The organism is Lysinibacillus sp. FSL K6-3209 (assembly GCF_037976175.1).
GTDB classification, from domain to species: domain Bacteria; phylum Bacillota; class Bacilli; order Bacillales_A; family Planococcaceae; genus Lysinibacillus; species Lysinibacillus sphaericus_D.
This window is the reverse complement of sequence record NZ_CP150264.1, coordinates 1,544,942-1,571,332: the sequence shown is the minus strand read 5'-3', so window position 1 is coordinate 1,571,332 and position 26,391 is coordinate 1,544,942. Positions and strand designations below refer to the sequence as shown.

The following is a 26,391-nucleotide window of genomic DNA, read 5'->3' as shown; positions in this document are numbered from 1 at the left end:
TAAATTTTGGCTATATGAACTGGGAGCTTTTTCTTTATCTTAGGTTAAATATTCTACTTTTAAAACATTGTGATTTTCAGCATCAATGACAATACGGAATGTTTCTTGCGTCTGTTCATCTCGAACGGCTATCACTTCATAGCAAAGGCGTTGCTCGAATTGTCCATTATCCGTATAAATATTTTTCACTTCTTCCACGCGCACATTATCATCAAAGAAAGATTTCCAATCAATTGGATTAGCCTTTTGAGGTTTAATTGATTCTTCTTGGATATATTCCATTGCATTGGCACCAAGTAATTCTCCAGTATCTTTTGCAATTTTTAACTGAACGCCATCCGCATATATTAATGCATTATCACCAGGATGAACGCGCGCAAAAGTAACATGCCATGCTAAATGATTTTCACGTGCTTCAACATAAGCAACATCTTTCATTTCCAATCGCTTTAAATGCTCTTCAGCTTTTTTAATAATTTCATCTTGGGAAAGTTTTGCTTCATCCACAGGACGTTCCACTAAATAGGACAGTAAATGCCCTCCTTTTTCAGTTAAATCTACATAGCCTAAGCGAATACCTTGGTGGAACTGTATGTGATAAAACGGATATGGTGCGGTATCACTACTTTTAGTCACAGTAAATGTAGCATCTTTAATAAGTGGGAATAAATATTTCACTTTTTCCAATGCTTCTTTTTCCGTAATAACTGAATCTTGTAAAGCTTTTAATTCTATTTTCTTTTGCCAATCGGCTTCACTTAAAGTAAGCGGGAAATCACTTTCACCATAATCTTTTAGTGTCTTTTGAATGTTATCGAAAGAGGTATTAGGATTTTTATTGTCTACTTGACGCATCCAAACATCCATTTTTCCATCTTGCTTGTAGTAATCAACAGTAGCTGTCGTCCACTCGTCAGATAAAGCTTGTAAATTAGTGGAAATTTGTGGCATTTTTTCTCGCCATGCTTCATAATCCCCCGATTTTGCTGTTTTCTTTGCTTCATCTCCTATTTTTCCTAAATAACCTAGCCACTGATTAGAAAGTTCTTGCCCAATTGGAATATTCGCAATAGAAGAGCGTACTTCAGAGCTGAGTCGCCAAATAGAATCTAACTCACTATCGATCGCCTGTTCATCCTTAAATAATAAGGATTGTGAAACGGCTCTTTGTAAGTATGATAATTTTTCAGAAGCGTCCGTTAATTTTTCTGTATACTGCGCATGGACAGTACGTTGTAAACTTTCTTTATCGCCATGTAAATCAATGCTATAGGCACCCAAACCAATTACTGCTATTGTTAAAATAACGAGCATTGTTCTCAATTGTTTTCCCCCTTTCTATGAACAGAAAATATGCTCACCTATTTGTTTTATTTGAGGACGAGTCCAAATCCACTTACTTGTTGCTGTTTTTGGATTAAAGTAATAAAGGGCATTTTCCGATGGATCCCAGCCATTCATAGCATCAATGACCGCTTCCTTTGCACGTTGGTTCGGTTCTAGCCAAATTTGTCCATCTGCTACTGCTGTAAATGCTAATGGTTGGAATATAATACCTGATATTGTATTAGGGAAATCAGGGCTTTCTAGTCGATTTAAAATAACTGCTGCTACAGCAACTTGCCCCTCATAAGGTTCTCCCCTCGCTTCTCCGTAAACGGCATTAGCGATTAGCTGTAAATCTCGCTCTGTATACTTTGGTGGAATTTGTGTATCGGTACCATTACTATTGCTGCTACCACTGCTATCACCACTATTTGCTGTACTGCCTCCACCACTATTTTTCACCTGTTGATCAAGAGGCACACCACCATAATAGGTAAATTGATTGCCTGCTTTTAATTGCGCTTTTACCCAATTCTCATCATAATCTGAATAGCCAGCTAACGCTTTTTTCGTCTTTGCCCCAGCTATTCCATCAATCGGCAAGCCATATTTTTCTTGGAAATTTCGCAGTGCCCAATACGTGTTGTAGCCAAATTTCCCATCAATTTTACTTTTATAAAATCCTAAGTATTGTAGTCTAGCTTGCAGCTCAATCACGTCATCTCCATAAGCACCACGAGCAATCTGTTGATCGCTAAACGCGATGGCGTCATTTTGCGGAATCGAGACTATACTAATCGCAAATAGGAAAGCAAAAAGTATGCTTAATAAACGCACAATCATCACTCCTTTTTTTTATAGCTTGAAACAAACGACACTTTTTATACATTGATAAAAAAGAAAAAAACGTAGAAATCGTTATAGATTTCTACGTTTTTATATTTTTTTATGCATATGCAAATGTTGGACAAGATGATAGTGCGCTAACTTTACTTTACGTAAGCCAAACCACCATAAAAATAACATAAACGGTATCATTAAATATACCCAATGCCCTTTAAATGATAATATTGTATTGTATAAAATGTGTAATACTACCGGTGCGCAAATGGCCATAGCAATCATTTCTTTTGTCTTTGCATTTTTGGAAAATTTAGCACGTCCATAGTAATAGCCCATTACTACACCGAACAGAGCGTGACTAGATACAGGTAATAACGCGCGCATAAAGGCCGTGTTCAAACCGAAAGAAAATAAGTATAATACATTTTCTATCGTAGCAAACCCAAGAGATATACTTGCACCGTACAATATACCATCATAAGGATCATCAAATTCCACATGATTGTAAATAGCTATTAACAGAACAAACCATTTAAAAAACTCTTCAATGACACTTGAAAAAAGGACATCTTGTAAATAAAGATATCGAAAAACTCCCTCCTCCGTTAATACATATTGTAAAAACAAGATAGGGAAAGTTAGAAAAGCACCATACAAAAACGTTTGAAGTAAAGTTCTTCTTGGCTCCGTTGCCATTTGATTGCGCAAATAGAAGTAACTAAAAAGCGCTAGACCGGGAGCAATGGCAGCTGATAAAAGGATGATCATGTTGCCGGCTCCTTTCAACAATAGACTGATATCATTATACCATGTAATGACAAAAAAACTTTTTAAAAGGAGATATATTTTTTATGAAAAAAACAATTTTATTAATTCATACGGGTGGCACAATTTCCATGGCAATGAGTGATGAAGGTGCGGTGATGCCCAATAAGGAAAATCCACTTATAAAAGAGAGTAAAAAACTTGATACACTGGCAACTATAAAAGAAGTGGAGGCGTTTAATCTTCCTTCACCGCATATAACACCAAATGAAATGCTTCATTTACGTAACTTAATTATGGAAAAAACTTCAACAGAACAATTTGATGGTGTGGTTATTACACATGGCACAGATACATTAGAAGAAACTGCCTATTTTTTAGAGTTAACAACCAATCTATCCATTCCAATTGTCTTAACAGGTGCTATGCGCTCCTCTAATGAGCTAGGTGCTGACGGCATATACAACTTAGTGGAAGCTGTTCGTGTAGCGATAGATGCCGAAGCAAAAGACAAAGGTGTGCTAGTTGTAATGAACGACGAAGTCCATTTGGCTGTCAACACAACAAAAACGAGCACGAGCTCAGTTAATACATTTCAATCTCCACAATATGGCCCAGTCGGACTTATTACAAAAACACGTATTCTGTTTCATCATGCCCCGATTCGTCGCCAATACGTAGATGTACAAAGCTTAACAAAACGAGTAGCGATGCTAAAAGTATATGCGGGTATGGAAGTTGATTTACTCGATGTTGTCCTTGCCTGCCAATATGATGGTGTTGTACTTGAAGGACTTGGACAAGGCAATGTACCGCCAACAGTTGTAAAAGGCATCGAAAGTCTATTGGAACGAGGTATTCCGGTCGTTCTAGTTTCTAGATGCTTCAATGGCATCGCAGAAGGCGTATATGGCTACATTGGTGGTGGTAAAATGCTTGAAGACTTAGGCGCAATTTTCGCCACAGGCATTAATGGACAAAAAGCACGCCTAAAATTACTAATCGGCCTAAATACAGCAGGAAATCCTTTAGACTTAAAAGAATTTTTCCAGTAATACTACTGCCCCCAATTGTTAGACACCACCTAACAATTGGGGGCAGTTTATAGTTATTAGAGTGTCACTTATAAATCCACTGTTTGCTTATAAAAAGTTAACAGATTTTGTAAGCGACTATAGGCTAACTCAAAATCAGGTTGAATCACGGATAACTGTATGAAATTTCGCTGCTGTAAATAGGCACTATCTGCATGCACAAATAACCCGTTTAATTTTAAATCTGTTGCTAGCTTAGTTAAGCCATTTGGACATTGTATAGTGATGATCATTGGATACGCTGTAATCGGTAAACGATAATGCATAAAAGGCAACTGCAATAATGCTTCATAGCGCTGCTGTAGTTGATGATAACGTGCTGGATAGGCTTGTAAGGCTTCCACTACATTCCCAACAAGTGCTGCTGGTAGTGTATACGGAATCGTTCCATGTTGATAATTGGTTAAATCTAAATAAGCAGGCAACGCTGTTACAGGCTCTTCAAGTTCTTGTGAAAACACAAAGGCCAAGCCACTCAGTGCCCCAATAGCTTTACCACTCACCGCTGTCGCTAAGTAACAATCGTCCAATAAAAACGGCATAGCGCCGAAAGAGCTAATACAATCAACACAAAGTTTTATATTATAGCGCTTAGCCAACTGCTTCATCCCGTGTAAATCATTGCATGCACCTGTTGACGTTTCTCCGTGCACCATCAGTAGCCACTGATAAGCCCCTGTTTGTAATAAATCCTCCACCGCCTGTATGTCAAATGCACTTCCCCACGCTTGCGTAACCACATCAAAATCCAATAACCAGCGTTTTGCCTGCTGATGAAGACGTTCTCCAAATTCGCCATTTGTTAAAATAAGTCCACGCCCTGCTTGCTGAGCCTTGAGTTGTCCAAGCATTACTTCATTTGCTAGCGTCCCTGATCCAACGATTGTAGCGACTTGTTTAGCCCCAGATAATTCAAGCAACTTGCTTCGCATACGTGCATAGAGCGATTGAAAGGCTTGTGACCTGTGCGACATATCAGAATACACAATAGGTCCTAGCTGTTTCACTGGTCCTGGGTAAAATGTATAACTTTCCTGTGCAAGTTTTTGTTGTAACGACTGTTCAAATTGTTGCCTAGTTAAAACCATTGGTAAAAACAGTGCTTCTGTTGTTCCTACCGCAGGTGCAAATTGGCTAAAGCCCATTTGTTTATACATCTTTTTCTCACGAGTAGTACCTGAGATAACAGCTGCTGAGTACCCCTTTTCATACGCAAAGGCATTTAATGCTTGTGTTAATCTGATTAGTACTCGACCTGAGCGGTAAGGCTTTTTCACTGCCAGTAAGCGAATTTCACAAAGCTTTGTACAAATCTCCTTTGGTAAAAATTGCTCCACTTCACCGATTTTTTCGTCGATTGAAAACGGCCGCTGATCTCGAAAGGCTAACATACCGATCAGCTCAGTACCTTTATATACCACTAAATACGTATTTTCATCATGGAAACGATCGACTTTTCTTTTCAGCGCATTGGGTTCATGTTGTGGAATTTCCTCAACAAAAGTTTCATAATTCAACTGCGCGATTGCATCAAATTCCTTTTCTGTCTGTGCGACTTTACACCAGTACATAATTTCACTTCCCTCTTCTCAATGACTCCTTTATATTGGATGAATGCTTCAATAGCATACACATAATGGCAACAAGTATCGGTATGTATAACTGTAAATGTCCTGTCAGTACAATTGCGCCAATGTAAAATACAAAGCCACCTAACATGCCAAGTGTTAAACTTCTTGTTATACCAAGTACAATAGCTGTACCGACAATCATCATTGAAAATAAAGATGGAGATAGGGCAAGTCCAACACCAATAAACGTTGCAACCCCCTTACCACCATTAAATTTTAGCCAAATCGGATATAAATGACCAAGAATCACGAAACAGGCTCCAGCCATAATTACCCACTGTTCCAAATGCCAGAAATAGCCTACTGTGACAACAAGTACACCTTTTAATGCATCCCCTAAAAATGTCCACATAAATGCCGCCTTGCCAATTACACTCCCTGCATTTCTGGCTCCTAGATTTTTACTGCGTTCTTGTTGCAAATTGACACCATACATTTTTCCAACGAAATAAGCCGTCAAAAAGTTTCCAACACTATAACTAAATAGCCAATAAAACCAAGTCATTATTCCCCTCCTTCTACAGTCTAAAGAAGCTGTATAAGCAGTTCATGCCTATACAGCTTCCTTTTTCTTTTATAGCTTTCTTTCCGCAATAGCTTGAGCAATACAATCCCCATGGAAGCGGCCATTTTCTATAAAAATTTCATTGGCATTATTTCCTGCTGCAATAACCCCAGCAATAAATAACCCAGCTACATTGGTTTCCATTGTTTCTGGGTGACAAAATGGTCGACCAGTTTCTTCGTCAATTGTAACTCCCATCGCACGGATAAATGAATGGTCTGGATGATAGCCTGTCATAGCAAAGACAAAGTCGTTTTTTATCATTTCTTCACGACCATCAATATTGATGATGACTTCATGTTCACGGATTTCCTTCACAATTGTATTAAAATGCATTATGACTTCTCCATTGCGCACAACACCTTCAAATTCTGGTAAGACCCAAGGCTTAATGCTTGGTGAATACTCGCTACCTCGATAAACAACTGTGACGCGAGCGCCCGCTTTGTTTAATTCTAAAGCTGCATCTACTGCTGAATTTTTGCCACCAATCACAAGGACATCTGTATCAAAAAATTCATGACCTTCTTTAAAATAATGGTGAACTTTAGGTAATGCCTCGCCCGGAATATCCATATAGTTAGGATGATCATAGTAACCCGTTGCAATGACTACATAGGGTGTTCCATATACATCCTTATCCGTCGTAACAGTAAATAGTTCCCCTGATTTAACAACACTTTCGACTTTTTCAAAACGGTTTACTTGAATATTTTTCAAGCGCACTACTTCACGATAATAAACAAGTGCCTGATTTCGCTTTGGCTTCCGTCCTTCAATAATAAATGGTACATCACCAATCGCTAAACGTTCACTCGTACTAAAAAAAGTTTGATGTGTAGGATAATTGTAAATAGCGTTTACGATATTTCCTTTTTCAATTACAATCGGTTGTAAACCAATTTTTTGCAAAGATATTGCTGCGGCTAAACCACAAGGGCCTCCTCCAACAATAATTGCATCGACTTGTTGCATTGTTTGACACTCCTATCAAATTGGCATCTATTAAACACAGATGCTTAACTGTTGCAGATGAACTCCCTTTAGGGTATCTACATAATGATTTCAAAATCAACTATCGTTTCCATTATACGCCTTCTATACATTTTTGGTTGTTTATTTATCCGAAATATCAATGTCAATAATATGACACTCTGGTTTCGCTCCTAAACGAAATGGCAATAAAGTTGTACCATAGCCATTACTTACGAGCGTCATAATACCTTCTCGTTGTCGATAGGAGCCTAGTGGATGCACCCCATATGGACCAACTCGTATTTGCCCACCATGTAAATGTCCACCAATCATTAAGTCAGCTCTAAATTTTGCTCTTACTCGGGCAAAGACACCTGGATTATGTGAAATAAAAACGACTAAATCCTCCTCACCCACTTTTTCAAAAGCAGCATCAAAACTATATTTCATTGTCGAAGTATCTTCTATAGCACTTATCCAAAAGCGGTTCTTATTAGGCAATAACACAGCATCATTGGCGATAATCTTTACACCATGCTGTTGTAATATAGCTCGAAGTCGCTCCTCACCCACTTCTCTATCATTATTTCCCCATACAAAATAAGTAGGGCCTAACGGTGTCAATAAATCGAGATTTTCATGAATACGCTGAATTGGCGTGCGTCCATCTGCAAAATCTCCACCGATAATGACCGCATCAAATGTACTTTCTAATCGCTCAATCATTGGGCGATTAATTTTCCGTAAATGCGTATCTGAAATAAAAAATAGCCGAATCTTTTCTGGTTGACCTTTAAGTGATAATCGATGGTGCAACACATTATTTTCGTGCGCGACCTTCCACATGTAGAGTAGGAAGGCGATAACTATTAAAAGAAATAGTCCAATATATAGCATTCCCTCACTTCTCCTTACGATAGCAAAAAGGCGATTCAATACGCTATAGAATCGCCTTTTTGCTAATTAGACGTTTGCCTCAACCTTATGTTGGTGTTGACGTTTGTCCTTTATTTTATACTAGAAAAACATCGTTGCCAAAGAATGACACCGTTTTTCTTATGGTAGTTTAATGACTTGCCCAACAATTACCGTGTCAGACGTCATACCGTTCGCAGCTCGAATTTTCGCTAGCGTTGCTTCACTACCATCACCGTAGTGATTCAATGCAATACGATATAGATTTTCATTAGGTTTAACTGTATGTGTTTTTACTTGTGTCACATTTTGCTTTTCTTGTTCTGCTTTACGATCTTGTTCTGCTTTACGTGCTTGCTCAGCTTTTTTCGCTTCTTCAGCCTTTTTCGCTGCCTCTGCCTGTTGCTGTGCTTTCTTCGCTTCTTCTGCTTTTTTCGCCTCTTCAGCCTTTTTCGCTTCTTCTGTCTTCTTTGTTTCTTCAGCAGCTTTTTGTTGTGCAGCTAGCTTTTCAGCATCTTTTTGCGCTTGTTCTTTTGCTTGTTCATTTGCCTTATCATCTTTTTCTTTATCCGCTGATGTAGAAGCTTCCGCTTTTCCATCAGTTTTATCAATTTCTACTACAGCATCCATCGTATCTTTTTCAGCTTCTTCAATCGTTTTACCAGGATCATAGAATTGCACAAAATAAATTAATATAGTTAATGGAATTAAGATAAATGTAACAAAAAGAATCGTCATTAAAGGAAATTTACGTTGTTTTGTATTTTTCGGCTTTTTGTTATTACTTCCATTTTTATTCATTCTTGAAACTCTAGATAGATTTTGCTGTTCTTGTTGTTCTTCTTCAAATGACTGACGATGTTCTTCGATTTTATCACGATAGTCTTCTTTACTCATTCGACTTTCCTCCAACCTTGCTACGCATTCTTCTATCATTCTATTATGACGAATTTTGCGAAAAAAGTAAATGACCGTAAGTTTAGTCTAGTCGCTTATTAAAAGCTGTTTTAATCGACTTTCCCACGCCATCATTTCTACTTTCTTCTCTTCCTTCATGCGTACTGTATTGATTTCATCATAATGGATTCCACAATTTTCACAACAGTTTTCAGGTTTTTTCTGCAATTTTTGCCCAAAATACCCGACAAGCTGCTCACGTATACAATTTTTTGTCTTTGTAATTTTTAACATTTCATCTACTGCCTGATATTTTTCAAGTGCGAAATGATGAAGTCGTGCTTTTACTCGTTCTTCAGATTCCTGATGGAGCCAATAATCTAGCACACGAAAGGCTGTTTCACTCAACTCACCATTTTTTAACATTTGAGAGGGGGCAATACGCTGCCATACAAGTTCTTGATAGCGATCGACATGACTAGATGACGGTAAATCTCCTGTTACTACAAATTTCGCCAGTTCCTCGTCACCATCGCTGTAAAGTAAAATCGCAAGTGCAGGTTTACCATCACGACCTGCACGCCCAATTTCTTGCATATAATTCGCGACATTGGCAGGCATTGTTTCATGTATCACCTGTCGAATATCTCCCTTATTGATGCCCATGCCAAACGCATTGGTCGCCACAATCCAATCTAACTCTCCATCGATAAACTGCTGTTGAATAAATTGACGGTCCTCCGCGCTATAGCCTGCATGATAAGCGGCAGCTCGCAAACCCGCTTGCATAAACAGTTCACAATATTGCTCAGCTCGCTTGCGTGATGACAAATATAAAATACCTGGTCCAGCTGTTTTTTTTACATGTTCCACTATCCATCTTGCTTTATCGGCCCTATCCTCGAAAAGAACACGTCCGAGGTGAATATTTGGACGATCAACATTATACATAAATTTAAACGGTGCATGCAGTGATAGTGTAGCATGAATATCTTTTACTACTTTTTCAGTTGCAGTCGCAGATAACGCTAATACAGGAGGACGATTACCTTGTGAAAACCAGTCGCCGATGCGCAAGTAATCCGGACGAAAATCAAATCCCCACTGCGAGATACAATGTGCTTCATCCACAACGATAAGACTTAACGTCATATTTGCTAACTTCTCCTGCACCTGTTGTTGTAACAGCATCTCTGGCGATGTAAAAATAAAGCGATACTGTTCTAAAAAATGGAGTGCATATCGTTTTTCTTCTACTGTTAAAAATGAATTTAATGCTACTACTCTTTTTTCACCAAATCGCTTCAGTTGCTCTACTTGATCTTGCATTAAAGACAATAACGGAGACACTATTAACACTGGTTTTTGCAATAAATAAGCGGGCAATTGATAGCACAATGATTTACCCATGCCAGTTGGCAATAATGCAATAACATCTTTCCCGCTAAGAATTGCTTCAATTACCTCTTTTTGACCTGGCCGAAAGGTGGAATAACCGAAATATTTTGCTAATGTTTGCTCTAGTTCCATTATACTTCTCCTTTCGCGAGGACAAGTCTGAGCTGGAAATAACTCAAGTCATTGACCACTTCATGCAATGCCTTTAATTTCTTTGTTTGATATTGCTTGGAAGCCTGCCAAACTTTTTCCGCTTCCTCATAAGAGACGAACGGACCAATCGAAAAGTTCGGTTCGTTCATTGCTATTTCAACTAAATGATCTTCAATTGTACTTTGTTTCAACTTTCTAATTTGTACAATCTGCTCAATTGAATACCCTTGGTCATATAAATAGGCAGTTTGCTGTGTCGAATCTGTCAACAATGCCTTTACTCGCAATTCTTCTGCTATTTTGCCAAGCAACGGGTAGTTGTTTGTTGCATGCACTTCATTCAATAGTGTATGTAGTAATTCAATAAATGCTAATTGGCTATCAAGTACCGTTTCTTTGCGTTCGATGGAAAGTTGCTGCCATGTCCAACCTGGTAAACTATAGCCACTCAATCGATAAAGGGCAAGTTGCTTATTGCTTTCAGAAACGGCTAGTGTTGCGAAGACACGCAAGCATTCATCTAGTAATTGCTGTTGCAAATGCCCTGATTGATACTGCTGGTCTTGTAAAAAAGCACGGACCCATGATTGTACTTGTGTATCCTTACTTATAGGTGAAAATGACCGAATCCCCTCTTTTTGATAGGACAAACTTTGTACAACTAAGGAAAGCCGTGCAAAAAACACCTGTTCATTTCCTCGATAATGCCAACCGTCAAATAAAAAAGATGGTGTTTGCGCTGCTCGCTGTAAACCTAGCTTTTTCATGGAATAGTGACCTGATTCCTGCATAATTAACCAACTATATTGCAAAAAGGTAGAAACAGCTTCATCAAATGTCGCACGAGGCAGCTTTGGAAGTAATCCAAAATAGTTATGTAACTGAAACAGTCCAACATCTTGAATGGTCTGGCCTGAACGCTTTCCTCTAAGGATATGATAGGCCGCTGAAACGGTACGTTCGTTATTTAGTTTTTGAAAGATTTGCAATAAAATTTGATAAAACATTGAAGCAAATTCCTCCAATTTAATAGTATTAGGTTGAAATGTCAGTTAAACATCTTTAAAATGAGTATGAAGCTTTGTAGGAACATCGTAAAAGGAGAGAAAGAAATGGCTAAATACACAATTGTTGATAAAGATACATGCATCGCTTGTGGCGCATGCGGAGCCGCAGCACCAGATATTTATGATTATGATGATGAAGGAATTGCCTTCGTTATTTTAGATGATAACATGGGAACTGCTGAAGTTCCAGAAGATCTACTAGAAGACATGCAAGATGCTTTTGAAGGTTGCCCAACTGATTCTATCAAAGTGGCTGACGAACCTTTTGACGGCGACTCTTTAAAATTCGAATAGTCTATACCTTACTAAAAAGGCATCCAATAAAGGGTGCCTTTTTTTATGCATTTGTCATTAACAAACTCAATGTTTCCTAGAATTGAAGAACGCATTGAAATCAATTTTATGCCCTTTTCATCTTGTTATTGCAACCATAATTTATGTATGATAAGATTTTAGTAGTTGGTACTAATAACAGATATTATTTCGTAAAGGGGATTCTTATAAATGATGGATAATTTATTACAATTAAAAGATAAAAATATTGTCGTAATGGGCGTTGCAAACGATCGCAGTATTGCTTGGGGGATTGCTAAACGTTTATTTGATGTAGGGGCAAACGTGATTTTCACGTATCGTCAGGAACGTTCTTTAAAAAAATTACAAAAACAACTTGAAAACTATGGGCATGCAGATGCTCTTGTTGTGCAATGCGATGTGAACAGTGATGAAAGCACAAAAGCAGCATTCGATGAAATCGGTTCAAAAGTTGGCGTTATCCACGGTATTGTGCACTCAGTAGCATTTGCCAATGCAGAAGATTTACACAATCGCTTTTTAGAAACAACTCGTGATGGCTATGCATTTGCCCAAGATACAAGCGCCTATTCCCTTATTTCAACAGCAAAAGCAGCACATCCATACATGACAGAAGGCGGCTCTATTGTAACAATGAGTTACCTAGGTGCAGAACGTGTACTTGATGGCTACAACGTAATGGGTGTTGCCAAAGCTGCATTAGAAGCATCTATGCGCTACCTTGCTGCTGATATTGGTCAAGACAATATCCGTGTCAATGCAATATCTGCAGGTGCTATTCGTACACTTGCTGCGAAAGGTGTTCCTTCATTTAATACAATTTTACACAAAATTGAAGAGACAGCACCGTTAAAACGTAATGTTCAACAAGATGAAGTAGCTGATATGACAATCGTGATGTTATCTCACTTATCACGTGGTGTAACAGGCGAAACAATCTATATTGACGCAGGCTATAATATTATGGGTTAACACCTAAAAAGTGTTAGATTGACGACAATCAATCTAACACTTTTTCTTTGCTTTTATTAATGCCTAGATGTAAGACTAAAATCTAATGCCCAGTAACGAACCGTTATTTGGCAATAATGCTTTTTAAAACAAATGTTAGCCCACAAGCAATGACTAAAAAGATCGTGATCATTGCAACCACACCAAACCAGCCAAAATGCATCCAAAATATGCCCCCTACCGTCCCACCGACACTAGAGCCAAAATAGTAGAAAAATAAATATAAAGAAGATGCTTGTGCTTTATCATGAGTAGCGCGTTTGCTCACCCATCCACTTGCGATTGAATGGGCTGCAAAAAAGCCAAAGGTAAACACTGTAATCCCTACTATTTTTAATAGTAATAGACCTTGTAAAGTAATAATGGCACCAGCAAGCATAATTGCAATGGCTAACAATAGCATTTTTTGTCGCCCAAAACGATCAGCTAAACTGCCAAACCACGCGGAGCTAAATGTCCCAACTAAATAAATTACAAATATCCAACCGACAATTGTGGCACTCAAATGATAGGGAGGTGCCATTAATTTAAAACCAATATAATTGTAAAGTGTCACAAAGCTTCCCATTAGCACAAAGCTAATTGCAAACAAGCACTGCATGGATGGATCCTTTAAATGCTGCATAAGTGATTTGCTTAAAGCTTTTATTTGTAACGGCCGTGCCGAAAAATGCTGCGAGTTCGGTAGCATCCAGACAAATAACACACTAATGATTAAACTAATAACACCAAGTACAATCATACCAACCTGCCAGTTATAAAGATCTGTTAATGTACCAATAATGACACGTCCACTAAGACCACCCACAGAATTACCACTTATGTAAAGTCCCATTGCAATACCAAGGCTAGATGGGTTCATTTCCTCTCCTAAATAAGCCATCGCAATTGCTGGTAAGCCTGCAAACACTACACCTTGAATAACACGCAATACTAATATCGTTTCAAAATTCGGTGAAAAAGCGAGTGCTAACGTCAAAATGGATGCGGCAAATATCGAAAGCGTCATTAATGACTTTCTTCCCCACGCCTCAGAGAATGAGCCGACAATGATCATACTAATTGACAGTGCCAATGTAGTCACCGATAGTGACAAACTCGCAACTGCTGGCGAGACATGAAATTCCTCTGCAAATGTCGGTAACAATGGCTGCGAAACGTATAAATTCGCAAAGGTAATAAATCCAGCTAAAAATAAAGCCCAATTTGCTTTGTGGAATGCCTTTGTTCCTTTCTCTATATACTCCATTTCAATCTCCTTCCATTTACGAGTCCATCTATCTATTATTCTAATGCAATATTCTCCAAAATACAGTGTGAATTGTCGAAAAATAGACAAAAACAAAGAACTTCTTTATATTTTCTACCATTTTCATTTGACAATTCTATACATTGCTAAATAGTATTCTTTCTATTTTTCCCAATTAATATATTTAATAGCAATAATAGTGATTTAATGTTAAATTCATGTTTTTGCTATGTTGAATTCGGCATTAATATGCTACAGTGAGTAATATAATGACTGTTATTCTACAATTTGGAGGTATTTCATGAAAATAATCGAAGCTTTAGCACAATCAGCGCACTATATCCATCTTGCATTAAAAGAAGAAGCCATTGTAGCTGTCGTTGATAAAGAAAGTGAAACAGTTGTAAAATATTTAGCAGGCAAACGTGTTGACTCAGGTTATGTAGATGGGCAACAAGTAAATGCAAATGATCAAAATGTTTACATCGCCTTTACTGGAAAAAATGCAGATGTCATCATACCCGAGGATGTATATGGCATTGCCATTAACGCCTTTGCATTCCCAATTCGAGAAAATGGCAAAGTAATCGGCGCTCTAGCGTTTGGACTTCCTATCGATAATGAGCTAAAACTCGAACATTATATGAATACAATGGATAGTATCGTCTATAACCTTCAAGATAAAGTACATAACATCGCCTCTCATTCGGAGGAGTTAGCTGCCACGAGTGAGGAAATTAATAAACAGGCACAACATGCCCTAGAAGATTCTGAAAAAACAAATGATGTCACAGATTTAATAAAAAACATTTCTCAACAGACAAATTTACTTGGCTTAAATGCCTCGATTGAAGCTGCGCGTGCGGGTCAGCACGGAGCTGGTTTTAATATCGTAGCACAGGAAGTTAGAAAACTTTCTTTTGAAACGTCAAGTGCCACGGAAAATATTGAAGCTTCTCTGCGCAATATTACTAGAAATCTTGATAATTTAAAGAAAAACATGGGTCAAATCTCCGACGCAACTAATGAACAAGCACAACTTGTCCAAGATTTTAGTGAAATTATCGACGAACTCACAACATTAAGTCAAGAAATGAAGGGCTTCATGCATAATGCCTTGAAATAAACTACGGAAACGGAGGGCTACAATACCAATGCAGATTACAATCAATCACGAACTAATGTTAAGAACCATCACGCTAGATGATGCAGAAACGGTTTTCGCACTAACAGATACATCGAGAACATATTTACGGGAATGGTTACCATGGTTAGATTTCACAAAGGAACTAGCGGATACAAAAGGCTATATAGAAGGCTGTATTGCTGGCTATGAAGCAAAAAGTAATATGTCCTTTGTGATTATTTTCCGCGATAAAATTGTAGGCATTGCGGGTTTTAATACGATTAATCATGCAAATAAAATTGCAGCCATTGGCTATTGGCTTAGTGCAGATGCTCAAGGGCACGGCATTATGACGACAACAGTACAAGCGCTATTAAAGTATGCTTTTGTCGAGCTCCAGTTAAACAAAGTGGAAATCCGTGTTGCTGTTGGCAATACAAAAAGTCGCGCGATTCCAGAGCGACTTGGTTTTAAAATGGAAGGAACAATTCGCGCGGCAGAATGGCTATACGATCACTATGTAGATCACGTCGTTTACGGCATGCTTGCAAGCGAATGGACATAAGCATCGGTACTATTGGGTAACGAGATTCACCGCTAATAGTAATTGGCTTTGCGCTACTAAAACTTAATTAATCGCCATATGCATCTTACTTTGCGCCAAGAATTCTTAATTAATCGCCCTTTGTATCTCTCTTTGCGCTACTATTACTTCATCCATCGCCACTAAAAGTTCCACTTAGCATAAAAAAGCTACCTAATCCCGAAGTTTTAGGTAGCTTTTCTCAATGTTTATTGTTCGACGGTTTCTTTTACTTGTTCTGTCGTCACAACAGGCTCTGGCTTTTTCACTAGCTCCGTTGCAATACGCTCAAGCTCTGGACGCAATGTATGCTTGCCCGCATAGCTTTCGATTAACTCCTTCATATCAATGCCGGAAGTTTCCTTTAATGTTTCTTGCAAGGTTGACATTAAATTCGTTGCATAAGAAGTGACCTTGTTCGCACCACTGCCTCCTTCTCCACTACCCGTGTCAACAACTGTAATTTTGTCAATATTGCCAAGTGGACTTGCAAGCTCTTTTGCGTACTCAGGCATCATGCGTACAACCATATCCAGGACAGCTGCTTGACCGTAGTATTCAAAGGCTTCCGCAATTTTACGTTTTGCTTCTGCTTCGGCTAGACCACGAAGACGAATAATATCGGCATCTGTTTCACCCTGTGCACGCTCAGCATCTGCTTTCGCAATACCATCTAAACGTATTTTCTCCGCTTCCGCTTTTGCTAACGACTCAATACGATATTTTTCCGCATCTGCCTGTGCAAGCTCACGCATTTTTTCCGCCTCTGCATTTTGCTCAACTGCATAGCGGTCGGCATCTGCCTTTTTCTTCACTTCTGAATCATATTGCTTTTCACGACGTAGAATTTCTTTTTCTTCTAATTCAATTTGCTTTTGACGTTCAATAATGCGAATTTGCATTTCTTGCTCTGTTACTTCCTGCTTCGCACGTGCAGTTTCTAATTCATAAGCTTGGTCGGCACGAGCTTTGGCTATATCTTGCTCACGACGGAATTCCGCCACTTTTAATTGATTTTCTTTTTCCGCTTCCGCAATTTCTGTTGCCCGTTCTAGCTCGGCTTTTTGTGCTTCTTTTGATGCTTCTGCTCGTTTAATGCGCGTTTCTTTTTCTGCCTCGGCAGTTGCAATATCTGCATCACGTTTCACTTGTGCAATTCTAGGCTTCCCTAGTGAATCAAGATAACCATTTTTATCGCGCACATCTTTAATTGTAAAGGACACAATGACAAGACCCATCTTCGCTAAATCTTGAGAAGCTACACGTTGTACCTCTTGCGAAAATTTATCGCGATTTTTATAAATTTCCTCAACTGTCATCGATCCTAAAATAGAACGTAAATGTCCTTCTAATACTTCACGTGCTTCCCCTTCACGTTCTGCCTTTTGCTTTCCTAAAAACTGTTCAGCCGCTGTAGCGATTTCTGAAATGGAACCACCAATTTTAATAATCGCTGTACCATCCGCCATTACGGGAACACCTTGCTCTGTATAAACTTCAGGCGTTGTCACTTCTAACTTACTTGATAATAGGCTTAATGGTTGTGCTTGCTGGAAAATTGGGAAGACAAATGTACCGCCCCCACGAATAATTTTAATACGGTTTCCTGACTCATCTTTATGTACATTTTTTGAGCCAAGATAGCTACCTGTCACAATCAGTGCTTCATCAGGACCCGCTGTACGATACTTTGTTACATACAGTGCCACTAGTGCGATTAAAATAAATGCTACAATTCCCAAGACAATTAAAATCTCCATTGACATTACTGTATCTCTCCTTTATATAAACTTTTTTTCATAGGCTCTTACAAAAAGAGTGCCTTCCTTCACTTCAACAACAAGGACGGTCGAATCATAATCAATGACCTCATTATCATAGCCTGCTGCGCGCTTTGCAATCATACCGCTCGTTGTCTCAATAACAACTTCACCAAAGCCATCTTCTGGTATTGGTACAATCACTTTACCTAACTGCCCCTCAAGAGATTGTTCCGTATAGGCTAATGAAACATCCGCTGATTTTAGTGGAACAAGAATAAATAAATAAAATAGGGCACTTAAAATCACGCCGATGATAGCAGCCACACCTATGTTCCATACGCTAGGGAAAAAGGCTAACTTTTCTAATATAAATCCAGCTGCTGACATCAATGTTAAGAATGATAAAATGACACTTGGATTAAAAATCGGTAGACCATCCCCAATGCCCTCGACTACTTCGCCGAAAAACATAAACAAAATCGTTGCAAGTCCCGCGAAAATTAATACCACCAAATAAATTTGTTCGAGTGAATAGCCAAATAGCGTCAAGTTGTTCACCCCTTTTCATCATATTACCTACTATACGGATGCCCTAAGAAAAAAGTTTCATAATTTTTAAGATTATCAAAATTTTTAAAATTAAGAAGCAAGCATTTATCCCTTGTCATTCTTTTGCGTATTTTTATTTCTTCAACTTAAACCATGTTACAATAGAAAAGAATAAAGGCATCGAAGGAGATATTGCATGAAGCGATCAACAATTATTAATGTTTGTATTTTCATTTTTTTCACTTTACTATTCGTCAATGATTTTTTCCCTGCCACTCCGTTAGCAGAAATATTGTCGAAAAAAATTATTCTTGTTATATTAATTGTCCTAGTAGGTATAAATCTAGTGTCATCAAAAGGTACATATAAAAAGCTATCCAAAAAAGCATATGCTGGTTTAACACTTTATACAGTTGGTCTTTGGATTGTGCTCACATTATTAGGTGGCGAGTCCGAAATTGGCTTATCTTATAATAGCCCTATTTTCTATCTTATCGTGATTGTACTAGGGTTTGACTTATTACGAGTTTATCGCCAATGGAAGCGTGAAGAAGCAGAAAAAAATAATGCAAAATAAAAGCATGTTGCCAATTAGTGTTCATTGCTAATTGGCGACATGCCCTTTTTTGTATATAGCTAGTTTAAGATTCTAGTACATTTAAAATCGTATCGAGCTCATTGACGGCATGGTCTAACCGTTCCTTCGCCTCAATGTTTTGTTGCTTTAACTGACTGAACTCTAATAAATTTTTTTCATGCTTTAATTTAATAGAAGATAAGCGCTCAATGCGTGCTTCTACTTTGTCAATTGCTTGCTCACAAACGCTCATCCATAATTTTTCCGATTGCTGAATTTCTGTCGTGGATGGATTGTGCTGACGCATAATGCGTGCATATATTGCTTCTATTTGCTCAATCATTTCACTATAAAAATGACGTTCAACTCGCGTAGTTTGGAACGTTGGATGCTCTATATCTTTTGCATATGGCGTAATTTGACGTAATAGCTTTCCAGCATTTTCACCAAAACTATGCGATAAATTCAATACATTCATCAATTGCAATAATAAGCGAACTTCTTCAAGATTAATAAGCTGTGAATCGATATTTTCTTTGACTTTTAGCGACTCCATATAGCGGCGATCGAAATGTTCAATTTCCCCTTTATGTTGCTCTACTAAATGGGCACTCGCATTTTCTTTTAAACTTTTAATATATCGGATTGCATGACTTCTTAGCTCCTCCATTGAAAGCATGTTGTCATTATCTTGTTGTGGTTTTCCTCGTTGAACATACGCAAATGCATCCACTTTTCGGGGCCATTTTGCTTCTTGGTTTTTTTCTGAGACATTGTAGCGTATATAAATTCCGTGCATTCCATATCCTCCAAGTCCATTTAACAAGTATCTCTAAAGACAATAAATCGAATACCACTTTTTTTCAAGTAATTTACCTTCAAAATTTACGGATACATGTTTATTTTGCAGACCTTATTTCTTGAATCGTCTTCCCTTCTATAAAGGCATGTATTGATTTTATTTTACCAAAAGAATAAAAATTTGCCTTTTCATATACTTTAGCGACTTGCTCATTAATAGGCAATATCCAAAGATGTTCTAAGTTTCTTTTAACAGCTTCTTTTTGAATATGCTGCAATACATAACCAATTAATCCTCTTCCGCGATAGCTTTCTAATGTTGCAACACTTTCAACTCGACCTTGACGACCAGATATAAACAAATTGGCCGTACAGCAAGGAACACCATCCATTTTTAATAAATAGTACGTAAAATGCGGTGAACGGTACATGTTATCGAACGCCTTTTTTATTAAAGCAGGCTCACCAAATGTAGAAATACTCATTTCAACTTCTAGTGCTTCTTGTACATTTGTATCTGCCACACGTTCAATGCGAATCGCTGGATTATTCGGTAATATAACATTTTCGCCATTCCAACATTGGATATCATTCGTAAAAGACTCATATTGAAAACCATGTGATGATAATGCCTCCACACAGTGATGATTTTCCTCAACATTATATAAATACATTCTCGGAATCAAGCCTTTTGAGTGATAGAATTGTTTTATACTAGTTAAACATGTCTCTGCTTGCTCTACTCTCTTCCATATATGTGCATGGTTGGCGTCATAGTACATAGGCATTTCCTTATTGTAAAAAAATACTCCTTCAGGACATCGTTCCATTTCACTAAATTCATTGATATAGTCAATGTCTAACTGCATAATGTCTTCGAGCTTATGCATGTGCTGTTCCTCCTTCCAACCATTTTACATATAGAGCTTCTAGCTGTTGTTCCAATTTTTGACGTTGCTCTTTAGCAAGTGTTGGTTCTTTTAATTTAACCTCTACCTTTTCAATTTGTTCTTCAATCGGAATTTCCTTAACACTGTGTTCATTTGTCTTTGTGCTACTGTCCACTTTTACTTCTGGCACTTGCTCAACAAGAACATGCTTTGTTCTTGCCCATTCATAATCCCCTTCATATACATAAATCGTTTGTTGCTCAATCCATGCAATTTTTGTAAAGATTTTTTGTAAGAAGTAGCGGTCATGAGATACACCAACAATAGTACCTGTAAAGGATTCAAGGGTGTCTTCTAATACCTCTCTTGCTTCTATATCTAAATGGTTAGTCGGTTCATCTAAAATAAGTAAATTAATATCTTCATGCATTAATTGCGCGAGACGCAGACGCATCTTTTCCCCACCACTTAAGTCCTTCACTTTCTTAAAGACATCGTATCCATAAAACAGAAACTGTGCTAACAAATGACGCGCCTCTGCTTCTGATACGGATACACATTCTCGAAAGGCATCAATTAAACGAATGGCAGGATTTTCATGGTCAAATTGCTGCGATAAATATCCTATTTTTACACTACTACCTACTTTACACTCTCCTTGATTCGGTACAATCTCCCCTAACATCATTTTTAGCAAGGTTGATTTTCCACTACCATTATTGCCTATAATCGCGAGACGTTCGCCAAAATAGACCGATAGATGACTATTCTTAAATAATGGCTTATCAAATGCATGACTTATCGCCTTCATTTGTATCACTCGAGCCACTCAATTGCTTGCATATCTAAATGATTGGTTGGTTCATCTAAAAGTAAAATAGATGGGTTACTTAAAAGCATTTGACCTAGCATTACCTTTGTTTTTTCCCCACCGCTTATGCTTGCAAAGGGCACAGAAAGTAAAGACGTAATGTTAAGTCCATTTGCAATAGCAACTAATTGCGCATCGACTTCATAGCCCCCCTGTAGCATAAATTGTTCCTGAACTTGACCATATTGTTGTAACACTTTGTCCGTACCTTCCACTTGCATAGCCTGTTCCAGTGTGTTCATTTTTGCCTTCAACTTGTAGATGTCAGCAAATGCTTCCTCCAGTACTTCTTTGACAGTAAGCAAAGGATAGCTTGGAATTTGGTGTAAATAGCCGATAGTTGCTCCTTTACTTTTAATAATACGTCCAGCATCAGGTGTATCGAGCCCCGCTAACAATTGCAGTAAAGTTGTTTTTCCACTACCATTGACACCCACAATCGCTAAATGTTCCCCTTTTTTGATTTCCAGTTGTAGTCCTTCAAATAATACATTGCCACCGATGATTTTTTGTATTTGTTCAGCCTTTATTTGCATTGTTTTTTCCTCCATAAAACGTGCGAAAAAACATTTCTAGACAACAAAAAAGACTGCTCAATTAACAAGCAGTCTTTTTCTTCAATATATGTGTGAAAAAGAATGGTTAATTCGCTACGTTTAGTATTTGATTTTGCTTAAAAATAGACAGACCTATCCCGTTGTTAGCAAAATCGAAAGTTTGAACACGTGTAAAATAAATAGCTATATCAATTTCTATGTTTACACCTGTTCTCGTAGCGTTTATATTCATTCCTTTTCACCTCCGTTAGAATTAGTTAGGTATAGCATACCATATTCCATATAATTTGGGAATGTCTAAATTCCACAACTGGAACAACCATCATTACAAAATCCCACTATTTAACAATGGAATAATCTAAATGTCACTAATTATATTTAATTTTGAAATATACAAATAGCGTAAGTAATTATATACTAGTAAAAATACAATGTTTTCCTGAAATACATACAATTACAGCAAGTTACTTTGCAACACTTGCTGTCTATTTATGTGGACAAAAACGTGGAGGGAATCTATGAAAAATTTAACGATGCAAATGAAAATGAGCTTGTTGATTATAACAGTTATTTTATTTGTTTTAATTGCTGTTGGAATTGTCAATACAAGCGAAATGAAAACGACCATTGAAGCAGAAAATAAAGTACGCCTTAGTCAAATCTATGATTTAAGTGTTTATAATTTGGATCAAACATTACCTGGTGAATGGCATTTAAAAAATGGAGAGCTTTACAAAGGTGACGCTAAAATAGCAGAGGAAACTGCATTAATTGATAAATTAGGAGAGTTATCCCACGCAGCTATTACTATTTTTGCTCAAGATACACGAGTTAACACAAATATACTGGTTGATGGACAACGTGCGATTGGCACAACAGCCGATCCTAAAGTAACAGAAGCAGTGCTTACACAAGGAAACCTTTACAAAGGAGCAGCTGATGTAGTTGGCAAACCTTATTTTACACAGTATGGCCCAATTCAAAATGCGAACGGGGAAACGATAGGTATGATTTTCGCAGGTGTTCCCTCCTCTGAAATCAATGCTATCGAACAAAAAATGCTTCTCAAAATGGGGGTTGTTGCCATCATTGCGGCAATTATCGCTGTCATTGCCGGAACATTGCTCGTGCGTAATATTGTCAAGCCTTTAAAGCGTTTGAATACGCAGTTGGAAACCATTTCTGCTGGCGAAGGCGATTTAACTCAACAGTTAGTTGTTACAACGAAAGATGAAATCGGAGATCTTGCTAAATCCTTTAATGCAATGCTTGCAACACTCCGAAAAATGATGCAACAAGTTGATGAAACAGCCAATGAAGTCTCGGCATCATCTGCTGAGCTTTCTGCAACAGCAGGCTCTACAACAAGAACAACGGAACAACTAACAGCTAATATGCAAGAATTAGCGAGCGGTGCAAGCACCCAAAAACAAAGCGCCAATGAAAATGCAGAAGCCATGCAGGATATTGCAGGCGGTATTCAGCTTGTAACGGAAACAAATATGGAAGTTTCATCTCATGCTTCAGAAGCGTTTGATACGGCGAAATATGGCGAAAAAACAGCACATGCCATGCAAACTCAAATGCATGCTATGACAGAAGCCGTCTTACAAAGCGTCAATTCAATCGTAGCATTAGATAAACATGCCAATACAATTGGAGACATTGTAGAGGTTATTCATGCCATAGCCGATCAAACAAACTTACTTGCTTTAAATGCATCTATAGAAGCTGCACGTGCTGGAGAACATGGCAAAGGCTTTGCTGTTGTAGCAGAGGAAGTTCGTAAATTAGCCGAGCAATCTAAAACATCTGCCGCTCAAATTACCGAGACTATTCATACAATGCAACAATTAGCAAAAGAAGCAAGCGACTATATGCAACAAAGTGAAAAAGAAGCCGCTTCAAGTGTAGAAATAGTTCGTACAACAAATAGCGCATTTGAGAACATTACAACAAAAGTAGCGGTAGTCACACATAAAATTCAGGAAGTTTCTGGTATTGCAGAGGAGCTATATGCGCGTATAGAACAAGCCAATGCCTCTACCCAAATCATGGCTGAAATTGCGGTTGATGCACGCGAACAATCAAAGGTCGTGACCCAAATCGCCGAGACAAATCTTTACTCTATGGAAGACATTAATAACGCAGCTACAACACTTACAAAAAATGCCGAAACACTCCAAAACTTAATTCATCAGTTTAAATATTGAGGCCAAAAGATTGTTCATCGCTAACGCATGAGCAATCTTTTTTATTCTCTAATCATGAACTTTCACCTTTTTGACAAACACCTTTACTAATGGGACAAGAAAGACAGATACTATCAATACCCTAAATAGCTGAAAAGCGGTCACAATAGTTACATTTGCATGTACAGAAGCCGCTATAATGCCCATTTGATCGAGTCCTCCTGGTACAATACTTAAAAATCCTGTACGGAAATCAAGGCTATACAAATGTTTCATCACAAAAGATAAAACATAAGCAGAACCGATAAAAAGACTTGCTGACGCAAAAGCATAAAATACATGCTTCTTTGATAAATGTAAGTCTTCCTTTTTCAATAAAAGACCAATATAAATACCGATTACTAGCTGAGCTATATGCAGAAATGATAATGGCATCTTTGGCACAGCAACTTCCGCTATATTCAACCCCATTAATAAAAATACCGGTCCTAACATATAGCCTGTTGGAATTTTCACCTTTTGAGCAAGCCACCCTGCTAAGCCGCAAATAAGTAGTAAAGTTAGCAACTGCCAAGAAAAGACGCCATCGACCGTGACAAGATTTTCACCAGTGCCTGTCACCATTAATGGCACAAAGCCAACGATTAAAAGGACTCGCAATACCTGATAAAACGTAATGACAGCCATATTCATATTGCCTTGCTCCTCGGCAAATGCAATAATTTGTGTCATGCCTCCTGGTACACAGCATGTAAGCGCAGTGGAAAAATCTAAATCTGTACGCCTTGCAACTAAAAAGCTGATGGCAAAAAATAAAAGAGTAAAGATTATATTTAGTACAATTATACTGCCTAAAAACTGTTGTATATCCTGTATGGCTTCTTTAGTAAATGCAAATCCAATGGAATAGCCCGCCACAATTAAACCAATATTGCGGAAATAACGATGCCATCGCAACTGTATGTTTGTAAATAACTGCACGCAAAGTACAGCGGCAATAGCCCCTAACAACCACGGCATTGGTATATGTAAAAGTTGAAATAAAAGTGCTCCTAACAACCCTATACAGAGTGTTATGAACATCTGCTTATAAAATGTAAACATTGCTAGCAACCCCTCAAGAATGAATAGTTCTATTATGACGTGAACATCCCCAATTTACTACTCACGCCTTTTATCCGTGCCAGACACCAAAACAATTTTGAATATTCAGAAATCAATAAATGCAATGGAAATAATTGATGGTAGTTGCCGTTATTGTATAAATCTTACCTGTTAGTCATTAATTTTTACCACTTATTAAACAATTTACCTTCGCTAAAAATTTCTATGCTACATTAATATTAAGCTGATTCAGTACATAAATGCCCTTTTCTTTTACGGGAGATGAGGTAATACGATTACCAAAGGAGGCCTCCAATGAAAATTCATTTAACCATTAATAGTGCACTAGAAGAAACAGAGATTCATATACATGCAAAAGAATACAACGAACATATTGAAAAATTGATGAAGCAATTACAAGCAGTCCAAACAACCATGCTTGATGGCTATTTACAACAGGAAATTCATCTAATCAAAATCACAGATATTTATTCGATTTATGCTGAAGGGGCAAAAGTTTTTTTGCAGACCGAGGAGCAAGAATTTGAGTCCAAACGCAAGTTATATGAGCTAGAAGCCCAATTAGCAAAAGACTTTGCAAGAGTCAGCAAATCGACGCTCGTCAATATCAATAAAATTTCATCTATTCAAATGGGTAAAATTGGCGCAACAGAGTTACTACTTGAAAATGATGTATCCATTCATGTCAGCCGAAAATATTTAAAAGAATTAAAACGCCAATTAGGGATCGGGAGGGAATTATAATATGAAAATATTACGCATGATGATAATTGGACTACTGATTTCACTAAGCTCATCCTACATTTTAGTAACATTAAGTGTTATGTCGAATCATTCAACAATAGTAGGAGCAGAACTTTTCGAACAAATAATCATTGCCGCCATACTTGGTGTTGTAATAGGTTCACTATCCCTCATCTTTGAAATAGAACGGTTAGCATTTGCTATTCAGCTCATTGTGCATTTTATTGCCGTGACATGTTGCGTAATGATTGCTGGTTATTTTGGGCGTTGGTTCGAACATTCAAGCATACTGTATGTGATCGTAGCGGAAATTATCATTTACTTCATCGTATGGTGCATTTTATATGTCTTGCAAAAAAATGATATTGAAGAAATCAATCATGAAATCCAAAAAAGAAAGGAATAGACG

Annotated in this window: 26 protein-coding genes and 1 pseudogene; 9 read left to right on the top strand and 18 right to left on the bottom strand. The window is 37.8% G+C overall.

The window, feature by feature from the left end; all coding sequences use genetic code 11:
* Window positions 1–39: 39 nt before the first annotated feature.
* The 3 genes from MHH88_RS07465 to prsW form a co-directional block, all read right to left on the bottom strand.
* Window positions 40–1,314, bottom strand: coding sequence for a PepSY1/2 domain-containing protein (locus tag MHH88_RS07465; protein WP_069512140.1), 1,275 nt, complete (start codon window positions 1,312–1,314; stop codon window positions 40–42).
* Between the two features lie 24 nt (window positions 1,315–1,338).
* Window positions 1,339–2,163, bottom strand: a complete 825-nt coding sequence (gene sleB / locus MHH88_RS07460) for a spore cortex-lytic enzyme (protein WP_069511802.1) — start codon at window positions 2,161–2,163, stop codon at window positions 1,339–1,341.
* 99 nt (window positions 2,164–2,262) lie between these two features.
* Complete coding sequence (prsW, locus tag MHH88_RS07455) at window positions 2,263–2,937, bottom strand: glutamic-type intramembrane protease PrsW (protein WP_069511804.1); 675 nt, start codon at window positions 2,935–2,937, stop codon at window positions 2,263–2,265.
* An 83-nt stretch (window positions 2,938–3,020) separates the two neighbouring features.
* Between prsW and MHH88_RS07450 the strand changes: the two genes are divergently transcribed.
* Window positions 3,021–3,989, top strand: a complete 969-nt coding sequence (locus tag MHH88_RS07450; RefSeq protein WP_069511806.1) for an asparaginase — start codon at window positions 3,021–3,023, stop codon at window positions 3,987–3,989.
* Between the two features lie 68 nt (window positions 3,990–4,057).
* On the opposite strand, the gene MHH88_RS07445 is transcribed toward MHH88_RS07450, so the two are convergent.
* The 7 genes from MHH88_RS07445 to MHH88_RS07415 form a co-directional block, all read right to left on the bottom strand.
* Window positions 4,058–5,599, bottom strand: coding sequence for an aminotransferase class V-fold PLP-dependent enzyme (locus MHH88_RS07445; RefSeq protein WP_339262196.1), 1,542 nt, complete (start codon window positions 5,597–5,599; stop codon window positions 4,058–4,060).
* A 4-nt stretch (window positions 5,600–5,603) separates the two neighbouring features.
* Window positions 5,604–6,164, bottom strand: a complete 561-nt coding sequence (locus tag MHH88_RS07440) for a glycerol-3-phosphate acyltransferase (RefSeq protein WP_339262194.1) — start codon at window positions 6,162–6,164, stop codon at window positions 5,604–5,606.
* Window positions 6,165–6,233: 69 nt separating this feature from the next.
* Window positions 6,234–7,199, bottom strand: coding sequence for a YpdA family putative bacillithiol disulfide reductase (locus MHH88_RS07435; protein WP_339262193.1), 966 nt, complete (start codon window positions 7,197–7,199; stop codon window positions 6,234–6,236).
* Between the two features lie 141 nt (window positions 7,200–7,340).
* Window positions 7,341–8,096: a metallophosphoesterase gene (locus tag MHH88_RS07430; RefSeq protein ID WP_069511814.1), complete on the bottom strand. Its 756-nt coding sequence runs from the start codon at window positions 8,094–8,096 to the stop codon at window positions 7,341–7,343.
* Window positions 8,097–8,255: 159 nt separating this feature from the next.
* Complete coding sequence (locus MHH88_RS07425; protein WP_339262191.1) at window positions 8,256–9,011, bottom strand: LysM peptidoglycan-binding domain-containing protein; 756 nt, start codon at window positions 9,009–9,011, stop codon at window positions 8,256–8,258.
* Between the two features lie 87 nt (window positions 9,012–9,098).
* Entirely contained in the window at window positions 9,099–10,541 is a 1,443-nt protein-coding gene (locus tag MHH88_RS07420; protein ID WP_339262189.1) for an ATP-dependent DNA helicase RecQ, read from the bottom strand.
* On the bottom strand, window positions 10,541–11,569 hold the full coding sequence (locus MHH88_RS07415) for a helix-turn-helix domain-containing protein (RefSeq protein WP_339262187.1): 1,029 nt from the start codon (window positions 11,567–11,569) through the stop codon (window positions 10,541–10,543). The genes MHH88_RS07420 and MHH88_RS07415 overlap by 1 nt, the downstream gene beginning before the upstream one ends.
* Before the next feature lie 105 nt (window positions 11,570–11,674).
* On the opposite strand from MHH88_RS07415, the gene MHH88_RS07410 reads away from it, so the two are divergent.
* Window positions 11,675–11,923, top strand: a complete 249-nt coding sequence (locus MHH88_RS07410; RefSeq protein WP_024362357.1) for a ferredoxin — start codon at window positions 11,675–11,677, stop codon at window positions 11,921–11,923.
* Window positions 11,924–12,133: 210 nt separating this feature from the next.
* On the top strand, window positions 12,134–12,916 hold the full coding sequence (locus MHH88_RS07405; RefSeq protein WP_081327943.1) for an SDR family oxidoreductase: 783 nt from the start codon (window positions 12,134–12,136) through the stop codon (window positions 12,914–12,916).
* Between the two features lie 103 nt (window positions 12,917–13,019).
* Here the strand turns inward: MHH88_RS07405 and MHH88_RS07400 are convergent, their stop codons facing one another.
* On the bottom strand, window positions 13,020–14,204 hold the full coding sequence (locus MHH88_RS07400; protein ID WP_339262185.1) for an MFS transporter: 1,185 nt from the start codon (window positions 14,202–14,204) through the stop codon (window positions 13,020–13,022).
* A gap of 301 nt (window positions 14,205–14,505) precedes the next feature.
* Between MHH88_RS07400 and MHH88_RS07395 the strand changes: the two genes are divergently transcribed.
* Both MHH88_RS07395 and MHH88_RS07390 read left to right on the top strand, forming a co-directional pair.
* Window positions 14,506–15,330 carry a methyl-accepting chemotaxis protein gene (locus tag MHH88_RS07395; RefSeq protein WP_024362360.1) on the top strand — a complete coding sequence of 275 codons (825 nt, stop codon included), beginning with the start codon at window positions 14,506–14,508 and terminating at the stop codon, window positions 15,328–15,330.
* Window positions 15,331–15,358: 28 nt separating this feature from the next.
* Complete coding sequence (locus tag MHH88_RS07390) at window positions 15,359–15,895, top strand: GNAT family protein (protein WP_339262181.1); 537 nt, start codon at window positions 15,359–15,361, stop codon at window positions 15,893–15,895.
* A gap of 227 nt (window positions 15,896–16,122) precedes the next feature.
* Here MHH88_RS07390 and MHH88_RS07385 read toward each other — a convergent pair whose 3' ends face one another.
* Both MHH88_RS07385 and MHH88_RS07380 read right to left on the bottom strand, forming a co-directional pair.
* The gene (locus MHH88_RS07385) at window positions 16,123–17,679 is read right to left on the bottom strand and encodes a flotillin family protein (protein WP_339262180.1); all 1,557 of its coding nucleotides are present in this window, start codon (window positions 17,677–17,679) and stop codon (window positions 16,123–16,125) included.
* Window positions 17,680–17,694: 15 nt separating this feature from the next.
* Complete coding sequence (locus MHH88_RS07380; protein ID WP_069511822.1) at window positions 17,695–18,225, bottom strand: NfeD family protein; 531 nt, start codon at window positions 18,223–18,225, stop codon at window positions 17,695–17,697.
* 196 nt (window positions 18,226–18,421) lie between these two features.
* On the opposite strand from MHH88_RS07380, the gene MHH88_RS07375 reads away from it, so the two are divergent.
* Window positions 18,422–18,802 (top strand): hypothetical protein, encoded by a 381-nt coding sequence (locus tag MHH88_RS07375; RefSeq protein ID WP_024362364.1) that lies wholly within the window; start codon window positions 18,422–18,424, stop codon window positions 18,800–18,802.
* 64 nt (window positions 18,803–18,866) lie between these two features.
* On the opposite strand, the gene MHH88_RS07370 is transcribed toward MHH88_RS07375, so the two are convergent.
* From MHH88_RS07370 to MHH88_RS07355, 4 genes and pseudogenes are all read right to left on the bottom strand, one after another.
* Window positions 18,867–19,601 (bottom strand): hypothetical protein, encoded by a 735-nt coding sequence (locus MHH88_RS07370; protein WP_069511825.1) that lies wholly within the window; start codon window positions 19,599–19,601, stop codon window positions 18,867–18,869.
* Window positions 19,602–19,701: 100 nt separating this feature from the next.
* Complete coding sequence (locus MHH88_RS07365; RefSeq protein ID WP_339262176.1) at window positions 19,702–20,493, bottom strand: GNAT family N-acetyltransferase; 792 nt, start codon at window positions 20,491–20,493, stop codon at window positions 19,702–19,704.
* Window positions 20,486–21,900: pseudogene (locus MHH88_RS07360) on the bottom strand (ABC-F family ATP-binding cassette domain-containing protein). The gene MHH88_RS07365 and the pseudogene MHH88_RS07360 overlap by 8 nt, the downstream one beginning before the upstream one ends.
* A 106-nt stretch (window positions 21,901–22,006) precedes the next feature.
* Window positions 22,007–22,153, bottom strand: a complete 147-nt coding sequence (locus MHH88_RS07355) for an RAxF-45 family protein (protein WP_339262174.1) — start codon at window positions 22,151–22,153, stop codon at window positions 22,007–22,009.
* A 286-nt stretch (window positions 22,154–22,439) separates the two neighbouring features.
* Between MHH88_RS07355 and MHH88_RS07350 the strand changes: the two genes are divergently transcribed.
* Entirely contained in the window at window positions 22,440–24,134 is a 1,695-nt protein-coding gene (locus tag MHH88_RS07350) for a methyl-accepting chemotaxis protein (protein ID WP_339262172.1), read from the top strand.
* A gap of 48 nt (window positions 24,135–24,182) precedes the next feature.
* Here MHH88_RS07350 and MHH88_RS07345 read toward each other — a convergent pair whose 3' ends face one another.
* Window positions 24,183–25,217: an AbrB family transcriptional regulator gene (locus tag MHH88_RS07345; RefSeq protein WP_069511833.1), complete on the bottom strand. Its 1,035-nt coding sequence runs from the start codon at window positions 25,215–25,217 to the stop codon at window positions 24,183–24,185.
* A gap of 315 nt (window positions 25,218–25,532) precedes the next feature.
* On the opposite strand from MHH88_RS07345, the gene MHH88_RS07340 reads away from it, so the two are divergent.
* On the top strand, window positions 25,533–25,982 hold the full coding sequence (locus MHH88_RS07340) for a LytTR family DNA-binding domain-containing protein (protein WP_103977138.1): 450 nt from the start codon (window positions 25,533–25,535) through the stop codon (window positions 25,980–25,982).
* A 1-nt stretch (window position 25,983) separates the two neighbouring features.
* On the top strand, window positions 25,984–26,388 hold the full coding sequence (locus tag MHH88_RS07335) for a DUF3021 domain-containing protein (RefSeq protein WP_069511835.1): 405 nt from the start codon (window positions 25,984–25,986) through the stop codon (window positions 26,386–26,388).
* The last annotated feature ends 3 nt before the right edge of the window (window positions 26,389–26,391 follow it).